The organism is Actinomycetospora corticicola, assembly GCF_013409505.1.
GTDB classification, from domain to species: domain Bacteria; phylum Actinomycetota; class Actinomycetes; order Mycobacteriales; family Pseudonocardiaceae; genus Actinomycetospora; species Actinomycetospora corticicola.
In genome coordinates this window covers 2,878,745-2,896,217 of sequence record NZ_JACCBN010000001.1, presented here as the reverse complement: position 1 = coordinate 2,896,217, position 17,473 = coordinate 2,878,745, and the positions used below count along the sequence as shown (strand labels likewise).

Below are 17,473 nucleotides of genomic sequence, written 5' to 3'. Positions count from 1 at the left end.
GTCACGACGACGGGTCGAAGACGGTGACGCCGGTGTGCTCGAAGTCCCGGGTGTTCCTCGTGGCCAACGTCGCGCCGCGTGCCCGGCAGATGGCGGCGATCTGCGCGTCCGGGACCGAGATCGGCCGGCCGGCGGCTCGACGAGCGGCGACCACGGCGCCGTACTGTTCCGCGGCTGCGCGATCGAAGTCGATGACGTTCCCCTCCAGGACGTCGTCGACAACGAACCGCACGTCGCCGTCGACGCCTTCCCGGCGTGCTCCGACCGGCATGATCGCGATGCCCGCCTCCACCTCGGCGATCGAGACCGCGGAGACGGCGATGTCGTCGACCTCGGTCGCGATCCAGTCGTCGAGGGCCACCGGCCGCCGATGTCTCGCCAGGTCGGACACGACGTTCGTGTCCAGGACGATCACGGGTCGAACTCGATCCCACGAGGGGCCGGGTAGCTGCTCCGGGGTGGGATGGACGCCATCAGTTCGTCGATGGCGTCATCGTTGTCGGCCGCCGCCCGGAACCGGGCGAGCGCGGCCCGTCGTCGTTCGAGCCGGGAGGGACGGACCGCCTCCTCCAGGATCGCGCGCACCTCGGCCTCCATGGACCGCCCGTTCTCCGCCGCGCGCACGCGCAGGCGGGACCGCACCTCGTCGTCGAGGTCCCGCACCGTGATCGTGGCCATGACAGCAATGCTAGCAATGGGCGAGCGTGTCCAGGAGCCGTTCGCGCAGGGCCGCACCGCGGTCCGCGAACCCCTGCTGGGCCGCCGCGTAGGTCGCCTTCCCGGCCGCCGTCTCGATCCGGACGGGGTCGTAGCCGTGGTCGGCGAGGTCGTACGGCGAGGCCCGCATGTCGAGGGTGCGCACGTCGCGGGCGAGCTCGAAGCAGTCGAGCAGCAGCTCGCCGGGCACGAGCGGGCCGAGCTTCGTCGCCCACTTGTAGAGGTCCATCGTCGCGTGCAGGCAGCCCGGCTGCTCCAGCTCGACCTGCCGCTCGCGGGTGGGCGTCTCGACGTTCCGCGGCACGGCCTCGTCGGTGAAGAAGCGGTAGGCGTCGAAGTGGGTGCAGCGGATGCGGTGCTGCTCGACGACGGCGTCGGTGCCGGGGGCGCCGAGCCGGAGCGGGACGGGGTGCCGGGTCGCGTCGGCGCGGTAGACCATGGCCCACTCGTGCAGCCCGAAGCAGCCCAGGTGCGGCGCGCGGGAGGCGGTGGCCCGCACCAGGCTCCGGACGAACGCGACGGTGGCGGGGCGGATCGTCGTCGGGTCGACGGACCCGCCGTCGGCGGCGTAGTGCTTCCAGCCCGCCCGGTCGGAGTGCTCCAGGACGACGCCGGCCCCCGGGTGCCAGACGCGCAGGCGGTTCGGCCGGGTCGGGTAGTAGGTGTAGAGGAAGTCCTCGACGGGGTGCGACTCGTGGCGCTCGCGCCGCGCCCGGTGGGCGGCGGTCAGCACGTCGGCGCGCTCCGCGTGCGCCCGGGCCCGGGCGCGCCAGGTGGGTTCGTCGAGGTGGAGCATCGCGGACTCCAGGGTGCCAGGGCGGGCTGCCGCGGCACGTCGGCGGTGGCACACGGCTGACGCCGGACGTCGGCAGCGCGCCACGCTCACCCGTCGTCGGGAAGGGGACGGCGCCGTCGCCGGACCAACAGCACCACCTCGCGCACCGCCATCACCGCGGCGAAGGTGCCGAAGACGACGCCGAGCACCACGTTGCCCAGGGCGAGCGCGAGGAGCGCCCCGGCGACCGCGCCGGGCGCCGAGGCGAGCCCGACGAGGTTCGCGATCCGCAGGTCCGCCGTCCCCTGCCGCCAGTGCGAGAGCCCGCTGACCAGCGAGTTCGGCAGGAACACGAGCAGTGACGTGCCGGCCGCGGTGTGCAGGTCGACGCCGAAGAGCAGCACCAGGGCCGGGACGGCGAGCAGCCCACCGCCGAGGCCCATGGCGCCCGCCCACGCGCCGACCACGATCCCGACGACCACCGACAGCGGCACCACGAACCACCACGTCGCGAGCAGGTCGGCCGGGACGACCGCCCCGTCGGCGACCGGGTCGAGCCCCGCCGCGTCGAGGTAGAGCTTCGTCGCCGTGAGCACGAGGATCACGATCAGCAGCACGCGGAGCAGGGTCTCCGAGGCCCGCGCGACCAGCTTCGCGCCGTAGAAGCCCCCGATCATCCCGCCGACGATCATGCCGCCGCCGGCCCGCAGGTCGAGGGTGCCGCCGATCAGCCAGTAGACCAGCGCGCCGGCCGCGCACACCCACGTCGCGGCGAGGGTGGAGGTGCCGTGGACGGCCGGGCGGGGGAGCGACGTGTAGTGGTCGAGCGCGGGCACCGTGAGCACCCCGTTGCCCCCGCCGAGCAGCCCGCCCACGACGCCGCCGACGGCGCCGATGCCGAGCAGCCGTCCGTTGCGGTCGGTCACGATCCTCCCTGGTACACCTGACGAGGTGAGCGATCTTCCCGACGACGGGGCCGTGCCCGCGGTCGAGGTTCCCGAGGAGCCCCTGCGCCCCGAGGAGCGTGCCACCGGGATCGGCTCGCTGCCGGGTGTCGATCACCACGAGGCCGCGCGGACGGTGGTGGGGGAGCTGCCGGGGTTCCCGCACGTCGCCGAGCTGCCCGACCGCGGGGTCGGGGCGGACATGGTCGGGCGGGCGGCGGCGCTGCTCGTCGACCTCGCCGTCGAGGTGTGGCCCTCGGGCTACCGGGTGAGTGCCCGGCCCGGCGCGCAGCACCGGCGAGGGGTCGACCTGCTCGCCCGCGACGTCGACGCGCTCGACTCGACGATCGACGAGACCGGCGCGGCCCCCCGCCGGGTGAAGACGCAGGTCGCGGGCCCGTGGACGCTGTGCGCGGGTGTGGAGCTGCGCTCCGGCAACCGGGTGCTCACCGACCGCGGCGCCGTCGCCGAGTTCACCGAGAGCCTCGCCGAGGGGCTGCGCGGGCACGTCGCCGAGCTCTCCCGGCGCACCGGTGCGGGCGTCGTCGTGCAGATCGACGAGCCGACGCTGCCGGCGGTCCTGGCGGGGTCGCTCCCGACGCCGAGCGGGTTCGGCACGGTGCGGTCGGTGTCCGGGGCGGACGCGCGGGCGGGGCTCGCGGTGCTCGTCGACGCCGCCCGCGAGGCGGGGGCGGTGGGCGTGGTGGCGCACTGCTGCCACCCGACACCGCCGCTGGCCCTGCTCGGGGCGACCGGCGTGGACGGGCTGGCCGTCGACCTCTCGGCGCTGGACCCGTCGGGCGCGGTGCTCGACGCGGTGGGGGAGCAGTGGGACGCCGGCCGGGAGCTGTGGCTGGGGCTCGTGCCGTCGCGGGAGACGGAGCGCAGCGGAGCCCGACCCGGCGGGACCGCCCCGGAGCCGCCGCCCGAGCTCGCCGCGCTCGCCCGTCCCGCGCTCGACCTCGCCGACCGGCTCGGGTTCGACCGGGCGCGGTTGGCGGACCGGGCGGTCGTGACGCCGACCTGCGGGCTCGCCGGTGCGACCCCGCGGTGGGCGCGGACGGCGATGGCGCGCACGGTGGAGCTCGCGACGGCCTTCGCGGACCCGCCGTCGTCCTGGTGACCCCGTCCGGGGTGGTCCCGCGCGATCGGGCGTGACCGTCGGACCCCGTGGATATCCTCGGCCCCGTGACCAGCGAGACCCCTCTGACCTCCCCGGACGTGCCGGCCGACGTGCAGGCGCGGCACAAGGAGCTGGCCGAGCTGCTGGCCGACCACCAGTTCCGCTACTACGTGCTCGACGCGCCGATCGTCACCGACGGGGAGTTCGACGAGCTGTTCGGCGAGCTCCAGCGGCTGGAGGAGCAGTACCCCTCGCTCGTCACGCCCTCGAGCCCCACCCAGCGGGTCGGCGGCGGCTTCTCCACCGACTTCGTCGCGGTGGACCACCTCGAGCGGATGCTCTCGCTGGACAACGCGTTCGAGCCCGACGAGCTGCGCGAGTGGGTGCTGCGGGTGCAGCGGGAGCTCGACTTCCCCCAGGACGAGCTGCAGTACCTGTGCGAGCTCAAGATCGACGGCCTGGCCGTCAACCTGCTCTACGAGAACGGCCACCTCACGCGCGCCCTCACGCGGGGGGACGGGCGCACCGGCGAGGACATCACGCTCAACATGCGCACGCTGGCCGACGTGCCCACCGAGCTCACGGGCACTGACGAGTTCCCGGTGCCCGAGCTGATGGAGGTCCGCGGCGAGGTCTTCTTCCGGGTGCACGACTTCGAGGAGCTGAACGCCGGGCTCGTGGCGGCGGGCAAGCAGCCCTTCGCCAACCCGCGCAACTCCGCGGCCGGGAGCCTCCGGCAGAAGGACCCGCGCGTCACCGCCACGCGGCCGCTGCGCCTGATCTGTCACGGGCTGGGCAGACGGCGCGGGTTCACCCCGGAGCGGCAGTCCCAGGCCTACGACGCGCTCGCCGCGTGGGGCCTGCCGGTGTCCACCCACACCCGCGTGCTCCACGGGGTCGACGCGGTCATCGAGCACACGCGCTGGTGGGGCGAGCACCGGCACGACGCCGAGCACGAGATCGACGGCGTGGTGGTCAAGGTCGACGACGTCACGCTGCAGCGCCGGCTGGGTTCCACGGCGCGGGCGCCGCGATGGGCGATCGCCTACAAGTACCCGCCGGAGCAGGCCACGACGACGCTGCGGAACATCAGCGTCAACGTGGGCCGCACCGGCCGCGTCACCCCGTTCGCCGAGATGGACCCGGTCCTCGTCGCGGGCTCCACGGTGTCGATGGCGACGCTGCACAACGCGGGCGAGGTGGAGCGCAAGGGCGTCCTCATCGGCGACCGCGTGATCATCCGGAAGGCGGGGGACGTGATCCCCGAGGTGCTCGGCCCGGTGGTCGAGGCCCGGACCGGCAGCGAGCACGCGTTCGTCATGCCCACCCACTGCCCGGAGTGCGGGACCGAGCTCCGTCAGATGCGCGAGGGCGACAAGGACCTGCGCTGCCCCAACTCCCGGTCCTGCCCGGCCCAGCTGCGGGAGCGCCTGTTCCACGTCGCGGGGCGCGGCGCCTTCGACATCGAGGTGCTGGGCTACGAGGCGGCGACGGCGCTGCTGCAGTCCGGCGTGCTGCGCGACGAGGGCGACGTGTTCGCGCTCACCGAGGACCAGCTCGAGCAGGTCCCGCTCTTCCGCACCAAGGCCGGGAACCTGTCCGCGAACGGCCGCAAGCTGCTCGCCAACCTGGACTCGGCGAAGCACCGGCCGCTGTGGAAGGTCCTCGTCGGGCTGTCGATCCGCCACGTCGGGCCCACCGCGGCCCAGGCGTTGGCGCGGCACTTCCGCTCGGTCGAGGCGATCGACGCCGCGACCGAGGAGGAGCTGGCCGACGTCGACGGCGTGGGGCCGACGATCGCGGCCGCCGTGCGGGAGTGGTTCGCGGTGGACTGGCACCGCGAGGTGGTCGAGAAGTGGCGGGCGGCCGGGGTCGACCTGGTCGAGGCGGTCGACGAGTCGACGCCCCGCACGCTCGAGGGGTTGTCGATCGTGGTCACCGGGTCGCTGCCGGAGTACTCCCGCGACGAGGCGAAGGAGGCCATCCTCGCTCGCGGCGGGCGGGCGGCCGGCTCGGTGTCGAAGAAGACGGCGTTCGTGGTGGTCGGCGACGAGCCCGGGTCGAAGTACGACAAGGCCGTGGCGGCGAAGGTCCCGATCCTCGACGAGGCGGGCTTCCGGGTGCTGCTCGAGCAGGGCCCCGACGCGGCCCGGGAGGTCGCCCAGGTCGGCGGGGAGGAGTCCGACACGCCGGACGCCGCAGAGTGACCGGCTGCGGCGGACGGGTGGCATTGCGGGAAAAGCGTGCAGACGCACGTGCAGACGTTGCCGTCGACGCCCGAGAGGTTGAAGACTGGACGCACTCGGGTCACTCTGGCGTCCCCGGGACGGTGGACAGGAGGTGACGCGACGGTGCTGCAGTGTTGCCCGAACGGCGCCCGGCCCGCCGACGTCTACCCCGCCGTCCCCATGACGCCGCGCCACCTCGCGCGGGACGCGCGCGCCGTGGCCGCCCTCGGGGTCTCGAGCTTCCACGTCCACCCGCGCGACGTGGACGGCCAGGAGAGCCTCGATCCCGGGCCTATCGGAGCCGTCGTGTCCGCCATCCGGCAGGCCGCGCCGTCGATGGAGATCGGTGTGACCACCGCGCGCTGGGTGGAGCCGAACCCCTTCAAACGCACGGAACTCGTGCAGCAGTGGGCCCGCCTGCCCCAGCACGCCCGCCCCGACGTCGCGTCGGTGAACGTCCACGAGCGCGGCTGGGAGATCGTCTGCGAAGCGCTCGACTCGGTCGGGATCGGCATCGAGCTCGGGGTGTGGACCACCGGCGACGCCGTGCAGCTCAAACAGGCCGGCGTGCCGGCGGGAACCGTCCGCGTCCTCGCCGAGGTCACGGTCACCGACCCGGAGACCGCGGTCGCCGAGGCGGTGCGGATCCTCAAGGCGCTCGGCCCGATGCAGGTGCCGATCCTGCTGCACGGCGAGGAGGGCGGCGCCTGGCCGGTGCTCGACTACGCGCGCCGCAACAACCTCGACACCCGGATCGGCTTCGAGGACACGCTCAAGGGACCTGACGGCACCTGGTTGGCCACCGGCAACGAGGAACTCGTCCGCTATGCCCTCGGGCAGGCCGTGACCCCGCGTCTGGCCGAGCGCCGTCGTCCCGGCTGGGGCTCGAACTTCGGCGGCTTCGGCCTGCGCGGACGCCCCGACCACCGTCGCTGACCGCCCCGACGCCGCGAGAGTGACGTCAGGCAGGTTTCGACGGCGCCGGGGATGCCTGGTGTGCATCTCGAGGTGGCTGCGGCGACACGGCCGGCCGCGAGAGTTACGTCAGGCAGCTCCAAGCGGCCCGCGGGATGCCTGGTGTGCACCTCGAGGGAGCAGGTCAGCCCGTCATCGTGGCGACGATGCCGGCCAGGTGGGAGAGCCGGGCGAGCTCCGAGGGGCGGAACCCCGGACCGCCCGGGCGGCCCACCACGAGGGCCCGGTCGGACCGGCCCAGGGGAGCAGCCGCGAGCTCGGTGTCGAGGTCGGTCCAGGCGCTCGGCACCGACTGACCGGCCGACGGGTCGAGCACGGTGGCCTTGACCAGCGGCAGCCACGGCAGCGTCTGGGCCTCGGTCTCCGGCGCGGCCGAACTGGCGGCCACCCGACGCACGCGGGTGCCGCCGTCGCTCCAGACGTCGCCGGTGGAGGCCTCCACCACCAGCGCCCACGCCGACCGGAAGATGCGCGGGACGGCGTCCACCAGCAGGTCGATGCCCCGCTCGGGGGCGGCGGCGACGCTCTCCACGAGCTCGAGCTCCCGCGCGGTGTCGAGCGGGCCGAAGAACGGCCGGACCGACTCGACCACGACGTCGCGCACCGACTCCGCGGCGGTGATCAGCACGTCCGGCGGGCGGGCGTTGGGCAGGTCGACGACGAGGTCGTCCACCGCCTGGCCCTGGTGCCGTTCCACCACGTCGACGCTGAGGATGTCCGCGCCCTCGACGCCGAGCGCCGAGGCCACCGCGCCGAGGGTGCCCGGCCGGTCCGGCAGCACCACGCGCAGCAGGTAGGTCACGCCGCCTCCGTCCCACTCGTCGAGCATCCCGCGCGCCCGGGCCACTCCCGTCGTCGAGCCCGCGGCGACCCGTCGTCGGGCGCGGCGAGTGTGCCAGTCGCGCGGCCGCCGGGCGAGGAGGGCGGGTCGGTGCGGCCCCTGCGGGCCGCCCGGCGGGAGGTGGCCCGGAGGCGGTCCCGGCAAACCTCGCCGCCGCGACCGACGCCTAGACTGGATCGGTACGCCCCGCGCGCCCGCGCGTGGGCTCCCGCACCCGATGGGTCGAGCTCTGCTGCGCTCCGTCTCCCCACACGGAGGATCATGTCCGACATCACGCGCTCCGACGTCGCGCACCTGGCCCGCCTGGCCCGCCTGGCCGTCACCGACGACGAGCTCGACGTGTTCTCCGGGCAGCTCGACGCGATCCTCGACACCCTGGGTCGCGTCTCCGACATCCCCGACGACGTGCCGCCGACCACGCACGTCGCCCCGTTGACCAACGTCCTGCGGCCCGACGAACCCGCGCCGAGTCTGTCCCGCGAGGCCGCCCTCGCCGGCGCGCCCGAGGCCGAGGAGGGGCGCTTCCGCGTCCCGCGCATCCTGGGGGAGTCGCAGTGAGCGAGCTGACCCGTCTGTCCGCCGTCGAGATCGCCCGCCGCGTCCAGGCCCGCGAGGTCTCCTCCGTCGAGGTCACCCGCGCGCACCTGGACCGCATCGAGGCCGTCGACGCGACGCTGAACGCCTTCCTGCACGTCGACCGCGACGCGGCGCTCGCCGCGGCCGCCGCCGCCGACGACGAGATCGCGGCGGGCACCGTCCGCGGCCCGCTCGCCGGGGTCCCGGTCGCGATCAAGGACAACATCGCCACGCGCGACCTGCCGACGAGCTGCGCCTCGCGCATCCTCGAGGGCTGGCGTCCGCCCTACGACGCCACGGTGGTGCGCCGGCTGCGCGACGCCGGGCTCGTGCCGCTGGGCAAGACCAACCTCGACGAGTTCGCCATGGGCGGCTCGAACGAGAACTCCGCGTTCGGCCCGGTGCGCAACCCCTGGGACGCCTCCCGGGTCCCGGGCGGGTCCAGCGGCGGCTCCGCCGCCGCGACGGCGGCGGGCGAGGCGCCGCTGGCCCTGGGCTCCGACACCGGGGGCTCGATCCGCCAGCCCGGGGCGTTCACCGGCATCGTCGGGGTCAAGCCGACCTACGGGACGGTGTCGCGGTACGGGCTCGTCGCGTTCTCGTCGTCGCTCGACCAGATCGGCAGCTTCGGGCGCAGCGTGCTCGACGCCGCGCTGCTGCACGAGGTGATCGGCGGGCACGACCCGAACGACCAGACCTCCATCGACGCGCCCCTCCCGCCCGTCGTCGAGGCCGCCTACGCCGGGGCGCGCGGCGACCTCGCCGGGGTCCGGGTCGGCGTCGTGCGCGAGCTCTCCGGCGAGGGCAACCAGCCCGGGGTGCTCGCCGCGTTCACCGACGCCGTGCGGGTGCTCACCGACCTCGGCGCGGACGTCGTCGAGGTCGACTGCCCGTCGTTCACCTACGCCGTGCCGGCGTACTACCTCATCGCGCCGAGCGAGGCGTCGTCGAACCTCGCCCGCTTCGACGCGATGCGCTACGGCCTGCGGGTCGGCGACGACGGGTCGCACTCGACCGACGAGGTCATGTCGCTGACCCGCGAGGCGGGCTTCGGCCCGGAGGTCAAGCGCCGCATCATGATCGGGACGCACGCCCTGTCGGCGGGCGCGTACGACGCGCTCTACGGCCGGGCGCAGAAGGCCCGCACGCTCATCGTCCGCGACTTCGCGGCGGCCTTCGAGCAGTGCGACGTGCTCGTCTCGCCGACCGTGCCGGTCACCGCGTTCCCGATCGGCGAGCGCGTCGACGACCCGGTGGCGATGTACCTCGCCGACCTCTGCACGGTGCCCACCAACCTCGCGGGCAACGCCGCGCTCTCCGTGCCCTGCGGCGTCTCGGCCGACGACGGCCTCCCGGTGGGGCTGCAGATCATGGCCCCGGCCCTGGCCGACGACCGCGCCTACCGGGTCGCGGCCGCGTACGAACTCGCCCGGGACTCGTCGTCGGGAAGGCCCTTCGCCGACACCATCCCGGAGCCCGCCGTCCTGGAGACCAGCTCATGACCAGCACCGTCGACGCGGCGCCCTACACCGTCGAGGAGGTCTGCGAGCGCTTCGACCCCGTGATGGGGCTCGAGGTGCACGTGGAGCTCAACACCGCCACGAAGATGTTCTGCGGCTGCCGCAACGAGTTCGGCGCCGAGCCGAACACGCACGTCTGCCCGGTGTGCCTCGGTCTGCCCGGCTCGCTCCCGCGGGTCAACGCCCGCGCGGTCGAGGGGGCCGTCAAGATCGGCCTGGCGCTGAACTGCCAGGTGCGGGAGCGCAGCGGCTTCGCCCGGAAGAACTACTTCTACCCGGACATGCCGAAGAACTTCCAGATCTCCCAGTACGACGACCCGATCGTCTTCGAGGGCCACCTCGACGTCCCGCTCGACGACGGGACGACGTGGCGGGTGGAGATCGAGCGCGCCCACATGGAGGAGGACACCGGCAAGTCGCTGCACATGGGCGGCGCCACCGGTCGCATCCACGGCGCCTCGTACTCCCTGCTCGACTACAACCGGGCGGGCGTGCCGCTCATCGAGATCGTCACCAAGCCGATCCTCGGCGCCGGCACGCGGGCCCCGGAGATCGCGCGGGCCTACGTCTCGGCGCTCCGCGACGTCATCCAGGGCCTCGGGGTCTCGGACGTGCGGATGGACCAGGGGTCGATGCGCTGCGACGCGAACGTCTCGCTCATGCCGAAGGGCACGACGGAGTTCGGCACGCGCACCGAGACCAAGAACGTCAACTCGCTGCGGTCGGTCGAGCGGGCCGTGCGCTACGAGATGGGCCGGCACGCCGGGGTCCTGCTCTCCGGCGGCACGATCACGCAGGAGACGCGGCACTTCGACGAGCAGTCCGGCACCACCTCCGCCGGACGCCCGAAGGAGACCTTCGCCGACTACCGGTTCTTCCCGGAGCCCGACCTGGTCCCGATCGAGCCGTCCGCGGCGTGGATCGAGGAGCTGCGGGCGGGACTGCCGGAGCGTCCGTGGGAGCGGCGCGCGCGGATCCAGACCGAGTGGGGCCTGTCCGACGAGGAGCTCCGCGACCTGGTCAACGCGGGCGCACTCGACCTCGTCGCCGACACCGTCGAGGCGGGCGCTCCCGCCGAGTCGGCCCGCTCGTGGTGGGTGTCCTACCTGACCCAGCAGGCCAACACCGCGGGCGTCGAGCTGTCCGAGCTCGCGATCACCCCGGCCGACGTGGCGCGCGTGATCGCGCTGGTGGCCGAGGGGACGCTGACCAACAAGCTGGCGCGCCAGGTCGTCGACGGCGTGCTCGCCGGCGAGGGCACGCCCGACGACGTCGTGGCGGGTCGCGGCCTGGCCGTGGTCAGCGACGACTCGGCGCTGACCGCCGCCGTCGACGAGGCCCTCGCGGCCCAGCCGGCGATCGCCGAGAAGATCCGGGCGGGCAAGACGAAGGCCGCCGGCGCCATCGTGGGCGCGGTCATGAAGGCGACGCGCGGCCAGGCGGACGCCGCCCGCGTGCAGTCGCTGGTGCTGGAGCGGGTCGCGGCCGGCTCCTGACACCTCCTGGTCCACGAACGGCACCCTCGCGCCGCGGGGGTGCCGTTCGTGCGTCACGGGATGATCACCGAGCGTGTGCCCGATCTACGGTGAGTCACCAAGGCAGCGTTTTTCGACGCCGTTCGTGACTGATCCGTAACCCATTCAGGAGTCGCCCGTTGGGGTGTGCGGGAGACGGTTCGTAGCCGTCCTCCGGGCGGACCAGTGCTCGTTCCGCCGTACGACCTACTCACCCAACACCGATCGGAGGAGGCCTTCGCATGGGCGCTCATCACGCTCCCCACGCTCCCCACGTGGCGTCCCAGGCTGCCCGCCTCGCCGGCCGCGGCGCCTTCACGGCAGCCGCCGTGGCCGTCGTCGCCGGGGGCACCGCCTCGATGGCGTTCGCGCACGAGGCGCCGACCGCCCACCAGGTGCAGTCCGCGGGCCACGAGGTCCAGGGCACGCTCACCGACGGGGCCCACCAGTTCTCCGAGGGCGCGCAGAAGGTCCGGTCGTCGGTCGACGCCGACTCGCTGCGCAGCCACGGTGCCGACCTCAAGCACCAGGGGTCGGACGTCGCGTCCTCGCTGAAGAGCAAGGCGTCGTCCTCGGTCCTCGCCGACATGGCGACCGACGGTGGACACGCGCTGAGCAACACGAAGAACGACCTCGAGCACGCGCGGTACAACTGGACCGCCGCGGCGAAGGACGGCCTCACCCCGCAGGAGGCGTCCGACCAGTTCGGGCTCATGGGGGACGACGTCGCGCACGCCGTGGACAACGGTCGCAACGACGTCTCGCACTGGAGCTCGAAGCTCTCCTCGTCGGTGCCGGCCGGAGCCTCGCTGCTGTCCTTCGGCTGACCGACCCGACCGCCCCGCGTCATCCCGGCCCCTCCCCGATCGGGTCGGACGCGGGGTCGGGTGCCGGGCCTCCCCGCCCGGCAGCGGCGACGCGGACGGCGGGCCCCTCCGACCGACTCCGACCCGGTCGGCGGCCCGCCCGTCCGTCCTCGTCCGCTCCCCGAACCCACGACCCCGTCGTCCTCCCCGCTGCCCCGGGGTGGACGGCGGGGTCGTGGTGTGTCCGGGCACGGTCGCCACCTCCCGGGCGGGCGATGCGCCGAGCGGTCACGTCGGCCTCCGGGGTCGATCCCACTCGTCCCCGCCCCGTCCCGGTGTGCCGCCTGCGTGGTCGAGGTATCCCCGTCCGGAGCGGGGCGGTCGCGACGACGGGTCCGCCCCCTCCGGTCCTCGCGCCCTGTCCGCCCGACGGACGTACCGCGACTGCAGCGGACGGTCCAGCGCGCGCACTGCCGGTCCGCCGAGAGCTGCGACCGGACGGGTGTGTGACCTGGCTTACACTCTCAGTCAGTGATAGATCGGCCGATGAGGCCCTCCTGATCATCATCAGTGTTCGGTCGAGCGGACACGGGCCTGTCCGGTCCATTCGACGAATGCGATCGCCCATTGTTGCGGACCGAATGACCCCTTTTGCGGAAGCATTCGCCGTGGTTCTCCGGGCATTCATCCGCCCCCTGCGGGAAGTGCTGATCGGCATTCGGCCGAACCTTCCCGGATCTCCGCCCGCGCCGTCGCCACCGGCGATCACGACTTGTAGGGTCCGCCACCACCGGAGTACGGCGTAAATAGTCGACACGGTTGGCCGACGAGGTTTGGAGACGCCGAGTGTTCGGGAAGAACGGCGACCACGCGCGAGGGATCGAACCAGCGCGCCCGATCGAATTGCGGGGTAACTGCTGATGGGTGGCGCGAAATTGGTCCTCGCCGTGGTGGGGGGCTACCTCCTCGGGCGGACCAAGAAGATGAAGCTGGCGATCATGCTCGGCGGGGCCCTCGTCGGGAAGAAGATCCCGACCGACCCGACCCAGCTCCTCGCCGCCGCGTCGAAGCTCGTCGACGCCTCGCCGGAGCTGCAGCGTCTCGACACCGCCGTGCGGGGTCGGCTGCTCGAGGTCGGCAAGGAGGCGGCCCTGGCCGCGGCGAGCGCCCGGATGGAGGCCCTCACCGACAGCCTGGTCGACCGCGTCGAGAACCTCGGCAAGCCCGCGTCCGGAGCGGCGCAGGCCGCCGGCCAGGCGGCCACCCAGGCCGGGGGCGCGGTGGGTGACACCGCGACCGAGGCGGGCGGCGCGGTCGTGGACACCGCGGGTGCGGCCGGCGGGGCCGTCACCGGCACCGTCGGGAAGACCGGCAAGAAGGCCGGCGGTGCGGTGCGCAAGGGCCTCGGTCGTCGCAAGCGGCGGGGCGAGCAGAGCGAGGAGCCGGCGGACGAGACCACCGAGCAGGACGTGGTCGACGGGACCGAGGACGACGACGTCGTCGAGGAGGACCCGCGCGGCGAGGTCGACACCGCCGGTGACGACGTCGAGGACACCGACGACGTGGACGCCGACGACCTCGAGGACGTCGAGGACGCCGACGACGAGGACCTCGACGAGGACACCGCCGAGCAGGAAGCGGTGGACGCCGACACCACGGACGACGGCGAGCCCGCGGACGAGGACGCCGCCACCGCCGAGGCCGCCGAGGAGGCCCCGGCCGACGCGCCGACCGACCAGGAACGGCCCCGACGTCCGCGTCGGACCTCCACGTCGAACGGGTCCGGGTCGAGCGCGAAGCCCGCGGTCCGCGCGGCCAAGGGTTCGTCGGGCAGCAAGAACGCGTCGAGCAACGGTCGTTCGGCGTCGTCCGGGCGCTCGGCCCGCAGCACGTCGGGGAGTGGCCGCTCGCGCTCGGGCGCCACCACCTCGTCGGCGCGACGTACGAGGGGAAGCGATGACTGAGACCGCGACGGACACGGGCACCGGCTCGATCGCCGGGGCCCTGCCGACCGAGGCGATGAAGGACGCGGCCCAGCGGCTCGTCCAGGCGTTGGTCAGCAAGCTCGGCGACGCCGCCCTGCAGCAGGTGGAAGGACTGACCGACCGCCTCACCGACGTCGCCCAGAACGGCGGGGTCGGACTGGCCGGTGCCTTCGGCGGCGGCGGCAGTGGGGACGACGACGACGAGGACGGCGACGGCGGGGGACGGGGCATCATGGGCGCGCTCGCCTCCGGAGCGGGCACGGTGAAGGACAAGGTCACCGGCGCGCTCGGCAACGTGGTCCCGGGCCTCGGCGGCGGGGACGACGACGAGGACGCCGACTCCGAGGGCGGGGGCGGGGGCGGCGGGAACGCCGGTGCCCGCGGCAAGTTCAAGTTCATGAACATCTTCGAGGCCCAGGACGTCGGGGTCCCGCTGCGCCTGGCCTACGACCAGTGGACGCAGTTCGCCGACTTCCCGAGCTTCATGAAGAAGGTCGAGAACGTCGACCAGAGTTCCGACGAGAAGGTCACGTGGCACGCCAAGGTGTTCTGGTCGAAGCGCTCGTGGGAGACCACGATCGTCGAGCAGATTCCCGACTCGCACATCCTGTGGACATCCTCGGGGCAGAAGGGGCGCGCGGACGGAATCGTCACCTTCAGTGAGCTCGCGCCGAACCTGACGCGCATCGTCCTGATCATGGAGTACTACCCGCAGGGATTCTTCGAGAAGACCGGGAACCTCTGGCGGGCGGTCGGCCGGCGGGCACGACTCGAGTTCAAGCATTTCTGTCGGCACGTGATGATGGATTCGTTGGTCAATCGTGACCAGATCGAGGGCTGGCGCGGCGAGATTCGCGACAGCGAGGTCGTCAAGACCCACGAGGAGGCCCTCGAGGAGGAGCGCGCAGCCGAGGAGGAGGGCGACGACGTCGAGGGCTACGACGACGAGCTCGCCGACGACGAGCTCGCCGACGACGAACCCTCGGACGAGGAACTCGACACGGACGAGCTCGCCGACGACGAGCTGGACGACGAGCAGGACGACGGGCTGGACGACGACGACCTCGCCGAGGACGACCTGGACGAGGCCGACGACGTGACCGACGCGGACGACGAGCCGGATGACGGCGACGTCGAGCCCGAGGACAGCGACACCGAGGACGAGGCCGACAGCGGTCGACGCTCCTCCCGCCGTCGTGGACGCCGCCAGCCCGCCCCTGCCTGACCCCGGCACCTCCCGGGTCCAGCAGCGCGCCCGGTCACGTGAACAGCATCGCGAGGAGGAGGAGACGTGACCGTCAGTCAACGGCAGGGCGGTGGGGTGCAGAAGGCCCCGCAGGGGGGTCTGGCCGAGGTCCTCGACCTGATCCTGGACAAGGGCCTGGTGATCGACGCCTTCGTCAAGGTCTCGCTGGTCGGGATCGAGCTCATCACGATCGATGCGCGCATCGTGGTGGCGAGCGTCGACACCTACCTGCGGTTCGCCGAGGCCACCAACCGGCTCGACCTGCACGCCAAGGGCGGCAAGGACCTCGGGGAGTTCATGGGCGGCATGACCGAGAACACCATGAAGGGCGGCGCCAAGGGCAAGACGAAGGGTGTCCTCGACGCCGGCAAGGAGAAGTGGGACGAGCTCCGCGAGGAGCGCCGTTCGAGCCGGAAGCAGGAGTCGTGAGCGAGGCGCCGGAGCAGGACTCCGGTGAGGAGCGGGTCGGGTCCTACGTCTACGGCATCCTGCGGTCCGGGCAGCGGATCCCGGACGGGCTGGAGGGGATCGACACCGGCAGCGAGGCGGGCGAGTCCGGGCTCGGGCTGGTCAGTGCAGGGCCGCTCGCCGCCGTCGTCAGCGACGTGGCGATCGACCGGCCGCTCGGCACGCGTCAGCACCTGCTCGCCCACGAGCGGGTGCTGAACGCGATCGCCGTCGAGACCGCGGTGCTCCCGATGCGGTTCGGCGGGGTGCTGACCGACGATGATGCGGTCCGCTCGGAACTGCTCGAGCCGCACCGGGACTACTTCGCCCGGGCGCTCGAGGACATGGCCGACCTCGTCCAGTTCTCGCTGCGGGGGGACTACGACCAGGGCGTGGTCCTCACGCGGATCGTCGAGGAGAACCCGTCCATCCGCGATCTGCGCGAGCGGATCTCGGGGATGGACGAGGACAGCTCCTACTACGACCGGGTCAAGCTCGGCGAGGCCGTCTCGCAGGCGATGGACGCCATCCGCGCGAACGACGCCGACGCGACGCTGGACGCGCTGGGGCGGTACGCGGTCGCGACGGTGGTCAAGGAGGCCAGCGGGGAGACCGGTGCGGTGCACGTGGCGTTCCTCGTGCGCCGGGACCACCGCTCCGACTTCGAGCGCGCCGTGGACGACCTCGGTGACGAGTGGTCCGGCCGCGTCGAGCTCCGCCTGTTCGGACCGACGGCGTGCTTCGACTTCCTGCCGGAGTACGACGTGCCGGATCAGGACGGTGAGTGAGCCGTGGGGCTGTTCACCGAGCTCCTCCTCCTGCCGCTCGCCCCGGTGCGCGGCGTGGTGTGGGTCGCCGAACGCATCGAGGAACAGGTGGACCACCGCCTGAACGACCCGGCGGTGATCCGCGCCCAGATCGACGATCTCGACGCCGCGCACGAGCGCGGGGAGATCAGCGAGTCCGAGCGCGACGCCCAGCAGGACGTGCTGCTCGCCCGCCTGACCGGACGTGAACCGTCGGGCGGAGGGACGTGAGCGGGACCGAGCGCCCCCGTCGCCGCAATCCGCTCGACGAGGCCGACCGCCGCCGGTCCGGCGGCCGGTCGGCCTCGTCGTCGACGGGTCGGCCTCGTCGTCGGCGTCGCGACCCGGACGGCGCCGCGGAGGAACGGCCCCGTCGTCGCGACGACGAGGACGCGGCGCCGACCGACCAGGAGCGACCCCGGCGTCGGAACGGCACCGGCGACACGGCACCGACCGACCAGGAACGACCCCGTCGTCGTCGGGGGAGCACCGGGGACGCGACGACGGACCAGGAGCGCCCCCGCCGTCGGGAACCGGAGCCCGAACCCGAACCGGAGCCCGAACCCGAACCCGAGGACGAGGTCGACGACGAGTTCGAGGACGACGACGAGCTCGAGGACGACGACGAGCTCGAGGACGACCCCGAGGACGACGTCGACGAGGAGCCGGAACCCGAGCCCGAGCCGGAACCCGAGCCCCAGCGACCGCGCAAGGTGCCGGCCCGCGTGGTGGCGCGGTGGGCGGCGGAGCAGGTCATGGAGATGACCGGCAAGGAGTCCGAGAGCGTCACGTCCGTCCGGCGCGACGAGGACGGGTGGACGGTCTCGCTCGAGGTCGTCGAGAGCCGGCGCATCCCGGACTCGACGGACCTGCTCGCGATCTACGAGGTCGAGATGGACGCCGACGGCGAGCTCGTCGGCTACAAGCGGGTCTCCCGCTACACCCGCGGCCGGGGCGACGACGACTGAGG

General features: G+C 73.3%; 18 protein-coding genes. 13 read left to right on the top strand and 5 right to left on the bottom strand.

Annotated elements, in window-relative coordinates; all coding sequences use genetic code 11:
- Position 1: 1 nt before the first annotated feature.
- The 4 genes from BJ983_RS13930 to BJ983_RS13915 form a co-directional block, all read right to left on the bottom strand.
- Positions 2-415, bottom strand: coding sequence for a PIN domain-containing protein (locus tag BJ983_RS13930; protein ID WP_179794323.1), 414 nt, complete (start codon positions 413-415; stop codon positions 2-4).
- Positions 412-678, bottom strand: a complete 267-nt coding sequence (locus tag BJ983_RS13925; protein ID WP_179794322.1) for a FitA-like ribbon-helix-helix domain-containing protein — start codon at positions 676-678, stop codon at positions 412-414. The genes BJ983_RS13930 and BJ983_RS13925 overlap by 4 nt, the downstream gene beginning before the upstream one ends.
- 10 nt (positions 679-688) lie before the next feature.
- Positions 689-1,513, bottom strand: coding sequence for a 3-methyladenine DNA glycosylase (locus BJ983_RS13920; RefSeq protein WP_179794321.1), 825 nt, complete (start codon positions 1,511-1,513; stop codon positions 689-691).
- Positions 1,514-1,599: 86 nt separating this feature from the next.
- The gene (locus BJ983_RS13915) at positions 1,600-2,418 is read right to left on the bottom strand and encodes a TSUP family transporter (protein WP_179794320.1); all 819 of its coding nucleotides are present in this window, start codon (positions 2,416-2,418) and stop codon (positions 1,600-1,602) included.
- Between the two features lie 52 nt (positions 2,419-2,470).
- On the opposite strand from BJ983_RS13915, the gene BJ983_RS13910 reads away from it, so the two are divergent.
- The 3 genes from BJ983_RS13910 to BJ983_RS13900 all read left to right on the top strand — a co-directional run bounded on the left by BJ983_RS13910 (position 2,471) and on the right by BJ983_RS13900 (position 6,723).
- Positions 2,471-3,559, top strand: a complete 1,089-nt coding sequence (locus tag BJ983_RS13910) for a uroporphyrinogen decarboxylase/cobalamine-independent methonine synthase family protein (RefSeq protein ID WP_179797807.1) — start codon at positions 2,471-2,473, stop codon at positions 3,557-3,559.
- A 65-nt stretch (positions 3,560-3,624) separates the two neighbouring features.
- A complete protein-coding gene (gene ligA, locus BJ983_RS13905) occupies positions 3,625-5,766 on the top strand; it encodes an NAD-dependent DNA ligase LigA (protein ID WP_343054143.1) in 2,142 nt (713 codons plus the stop codon).
- 144 nt (positions 5,767-5,910) lie between these two features.
- A complete protein-coding gene (locus BJ983_RS13900) occupies positions 5,911-6,723 on the top strand; it encodes a 3-keto-5-aminohexanoate cleavage protein (protein WP_179794319.1) in 813 nt (270 codons plus the stop codon).
- A gap of 163 nt (positions 6,724-6,886) precedes the next feature.
- Here the strand turns inward: BJ983_RS13900 and BJ983_RS13895 are convergent, their stop codons facing one another.
- On the bottom strand, positions 6,887-7,564 hold the full coding sequence (locus BJ983_RS13895; RefSeq protein ID WP_179797803.1) for an ACT domain-containing protein: 678 nt from the start codon (positions 7,562-7,564) through the stop codon (positions 6,887-6,889).
- A 300-nt stretch (positions 7,565-7,864) separates the two neighbouring features.
- On the opposite strand from BJ983_RS13895, the gene gatC reads away from it, so the two are divergent.
- The 10 genes from gatC to BJ983_RS32285 all read left to right on the top strand — a co-directional run bounded on the left by gatC (position 7,865) and on the right by BJ983_RS32285 (position 17,471).
- Positions 7,865-8,161 (top strand): Asp-tRNA(Asn)/Glu-tRNA(Gln) amidotransferase subunit GatC, encoded by a 297-nt coding sequence (gatC, locus tag BJ983_RS13890; RefSeq protein WP_179794318.1) that lies wholly within the window; start codon positions 7,865-7,867, stop codon positions 8,159-8,161.
- Positions 8,158-9,681: an Asp-tRNA(Asn)/Glu-tRNA(Gln) amidotransferase subunit GatA gene (gene gatA, locus BJ983_RS13885; protein ID WP_179794317.1), complete on the top strand. Its 1,524-nt coding sequence runs from the start codon at positions 8,158-8,160 to the stop codon at positions 9,679-9,681. The genes gatC and gatA overlap by 4 nt, the downstream gene beginning before the upstream one ends.
- The gene (gene gatB, locus BJ983_RS13880) at positions 9,678-11,195 is read left to right on the top strand and encodes an Asp-tRNA(Asn)/Glu-tRNA(Gln) amidotransferase subunit GatB (RefSeq protein ID WP_179794316.1); all 1,518 of its coding nucleotides are present in this window, start codon (positions 9,678-9,680) and stop codon (positions 11,193-11,195) included. The genes gatA and gatB overlap by 4 nt, the downstream gene beginning before the upstream one ends.
- A gap of 293 nt (positions 11,196-11,488) precedes the next feature.
- Complete coding sequence (locus tag BJ983_RS13875; protein WP_179794315.1) at positions 11,489-12,040, top strand: hypothetical protein; 552 nt, start codon at positions 11,489-11,491, stop codon at positions 12,038-12,040.
- 899 nt (positions 12,041-12,939) lie between these two features.
- A complete protein-coding gene (locus BJ983_RS13870; protein ID WP_179794314.1) occupies positions 12,940-13,983 on the top strand; it encodes a hypothetical protein in 1,044 nt (347 codons plus the stop codon).
- The gene (locus BJ983_RS13865; RefSeq protein WP_179794313.1) at positions 13,976-15,229 is read left to right on the top strand and encodes an SRPBCC family protein; all 1,254 of its coding nucleotides are present in this window, start codon (positions 13,976-13,978) and stop codon (positions 15,227-15,229) included. Before BJ983_RS13870 ends, BJ983_RS13865 begins: the two co-directional genes overlap by 8 nt.
- A 66-nt stretch (positions 15,230-15,295) precedes the next feature.
- Positions 15,296-15,679 (top strand): gas vesicle protein GvpJ, encoded by a 384-nt coding sequence (gene gvpJ, locus BJ983_RS13860; protein ID WP_179794312.1) that lies wholly within the window; start codon positions 15,296-15,298, stop codon positions 15,677-15,679.
- Positions 15,676-16,485: a GvpL/GvpF family gas vesicle protein gene (locus tag BJ983_RS13855; RefSeq protein ID WP_179794311.1), complete on the top strand. Its 810-nt coding sequence runs from the start codon at positions 15,676-15,678 to the stop codon at positions 16,483-16,485. Before gvpJ ends, BJ983_RS13855 begins: the two co-directional genes overlap by 4 nt.
- 3 nt (positions 16,486-16,488) lie before the next feature.
- Positions 16,489-16,734: a gas vesicle protein GvpG gene (locus tag BJ983_RS13850; RefSeq protein ID WP_179794310.1), complete on the top strand. Its 246-nt coding sequence runs from the start codon at positions 16,489-16,491 to the stop codon at positions 16,732-16,734.
- The gene (locus tag BJ983_RS32285) at positions 16,731-17,471 is read left to right on the top strand and encodes a gas vesicle protein GvpO (protein ID WP_179794309.1); all 741 of its coding nucleotides are present in this window, start codon (positions 16,731-16,733) and stop codon (positions 17,469-17,471) included. Before BJ983_RS13850 ends, BJ983_RS32285 begins: the two co-directional genes overlap by 4 nt.
- The last annotated feature ends 2 nt before the right edge of the window (positions 17,472-17,473 follow it).

Coding starts and splice junctions, on each gene's coding strand:
- BJ983_RS13870 (WP_179794314.1), top strand. CDS start 12,940: ATGGGTGGCGCGAAATTGGTCCTCGCCGTGGTGGGGGGCTACCTCCTC.
- BJ983_RS13865 (WP_179794313.1), top strand. CDS start 13,976: ATGACTGAGACCGCGACGGACACGGGCACCGGCTCGATCGCCGGGGCC.
- BJ983_RS13920 (WP_179794321.1), bottom strand. CDS start 1,513: ATGCTCCACCTCGACGAACCCACCTGGCGCGCCCGGGCCCGGGCGCAC.
- BJ983_RS13925 (WP_179794322.1), bottom strand. CDS start 678: ATGGCCACGATCACGGTGCGGGACCTCGACGACGAGGTGCGGTCCCGC.
- gatB (WP_179794316.1), top strand. CDS start 9,678: ATGACCAGCACCGTCGACGCGGCGCCCTACACCGTCGAGGAGGTCTGC.
- gatC (WP_179794318.1), top strand. CDS start 7,865: ATGTCCGACATCACGCGCTCCGACGTCGCGCACCTGGCCCGCCTGGCC.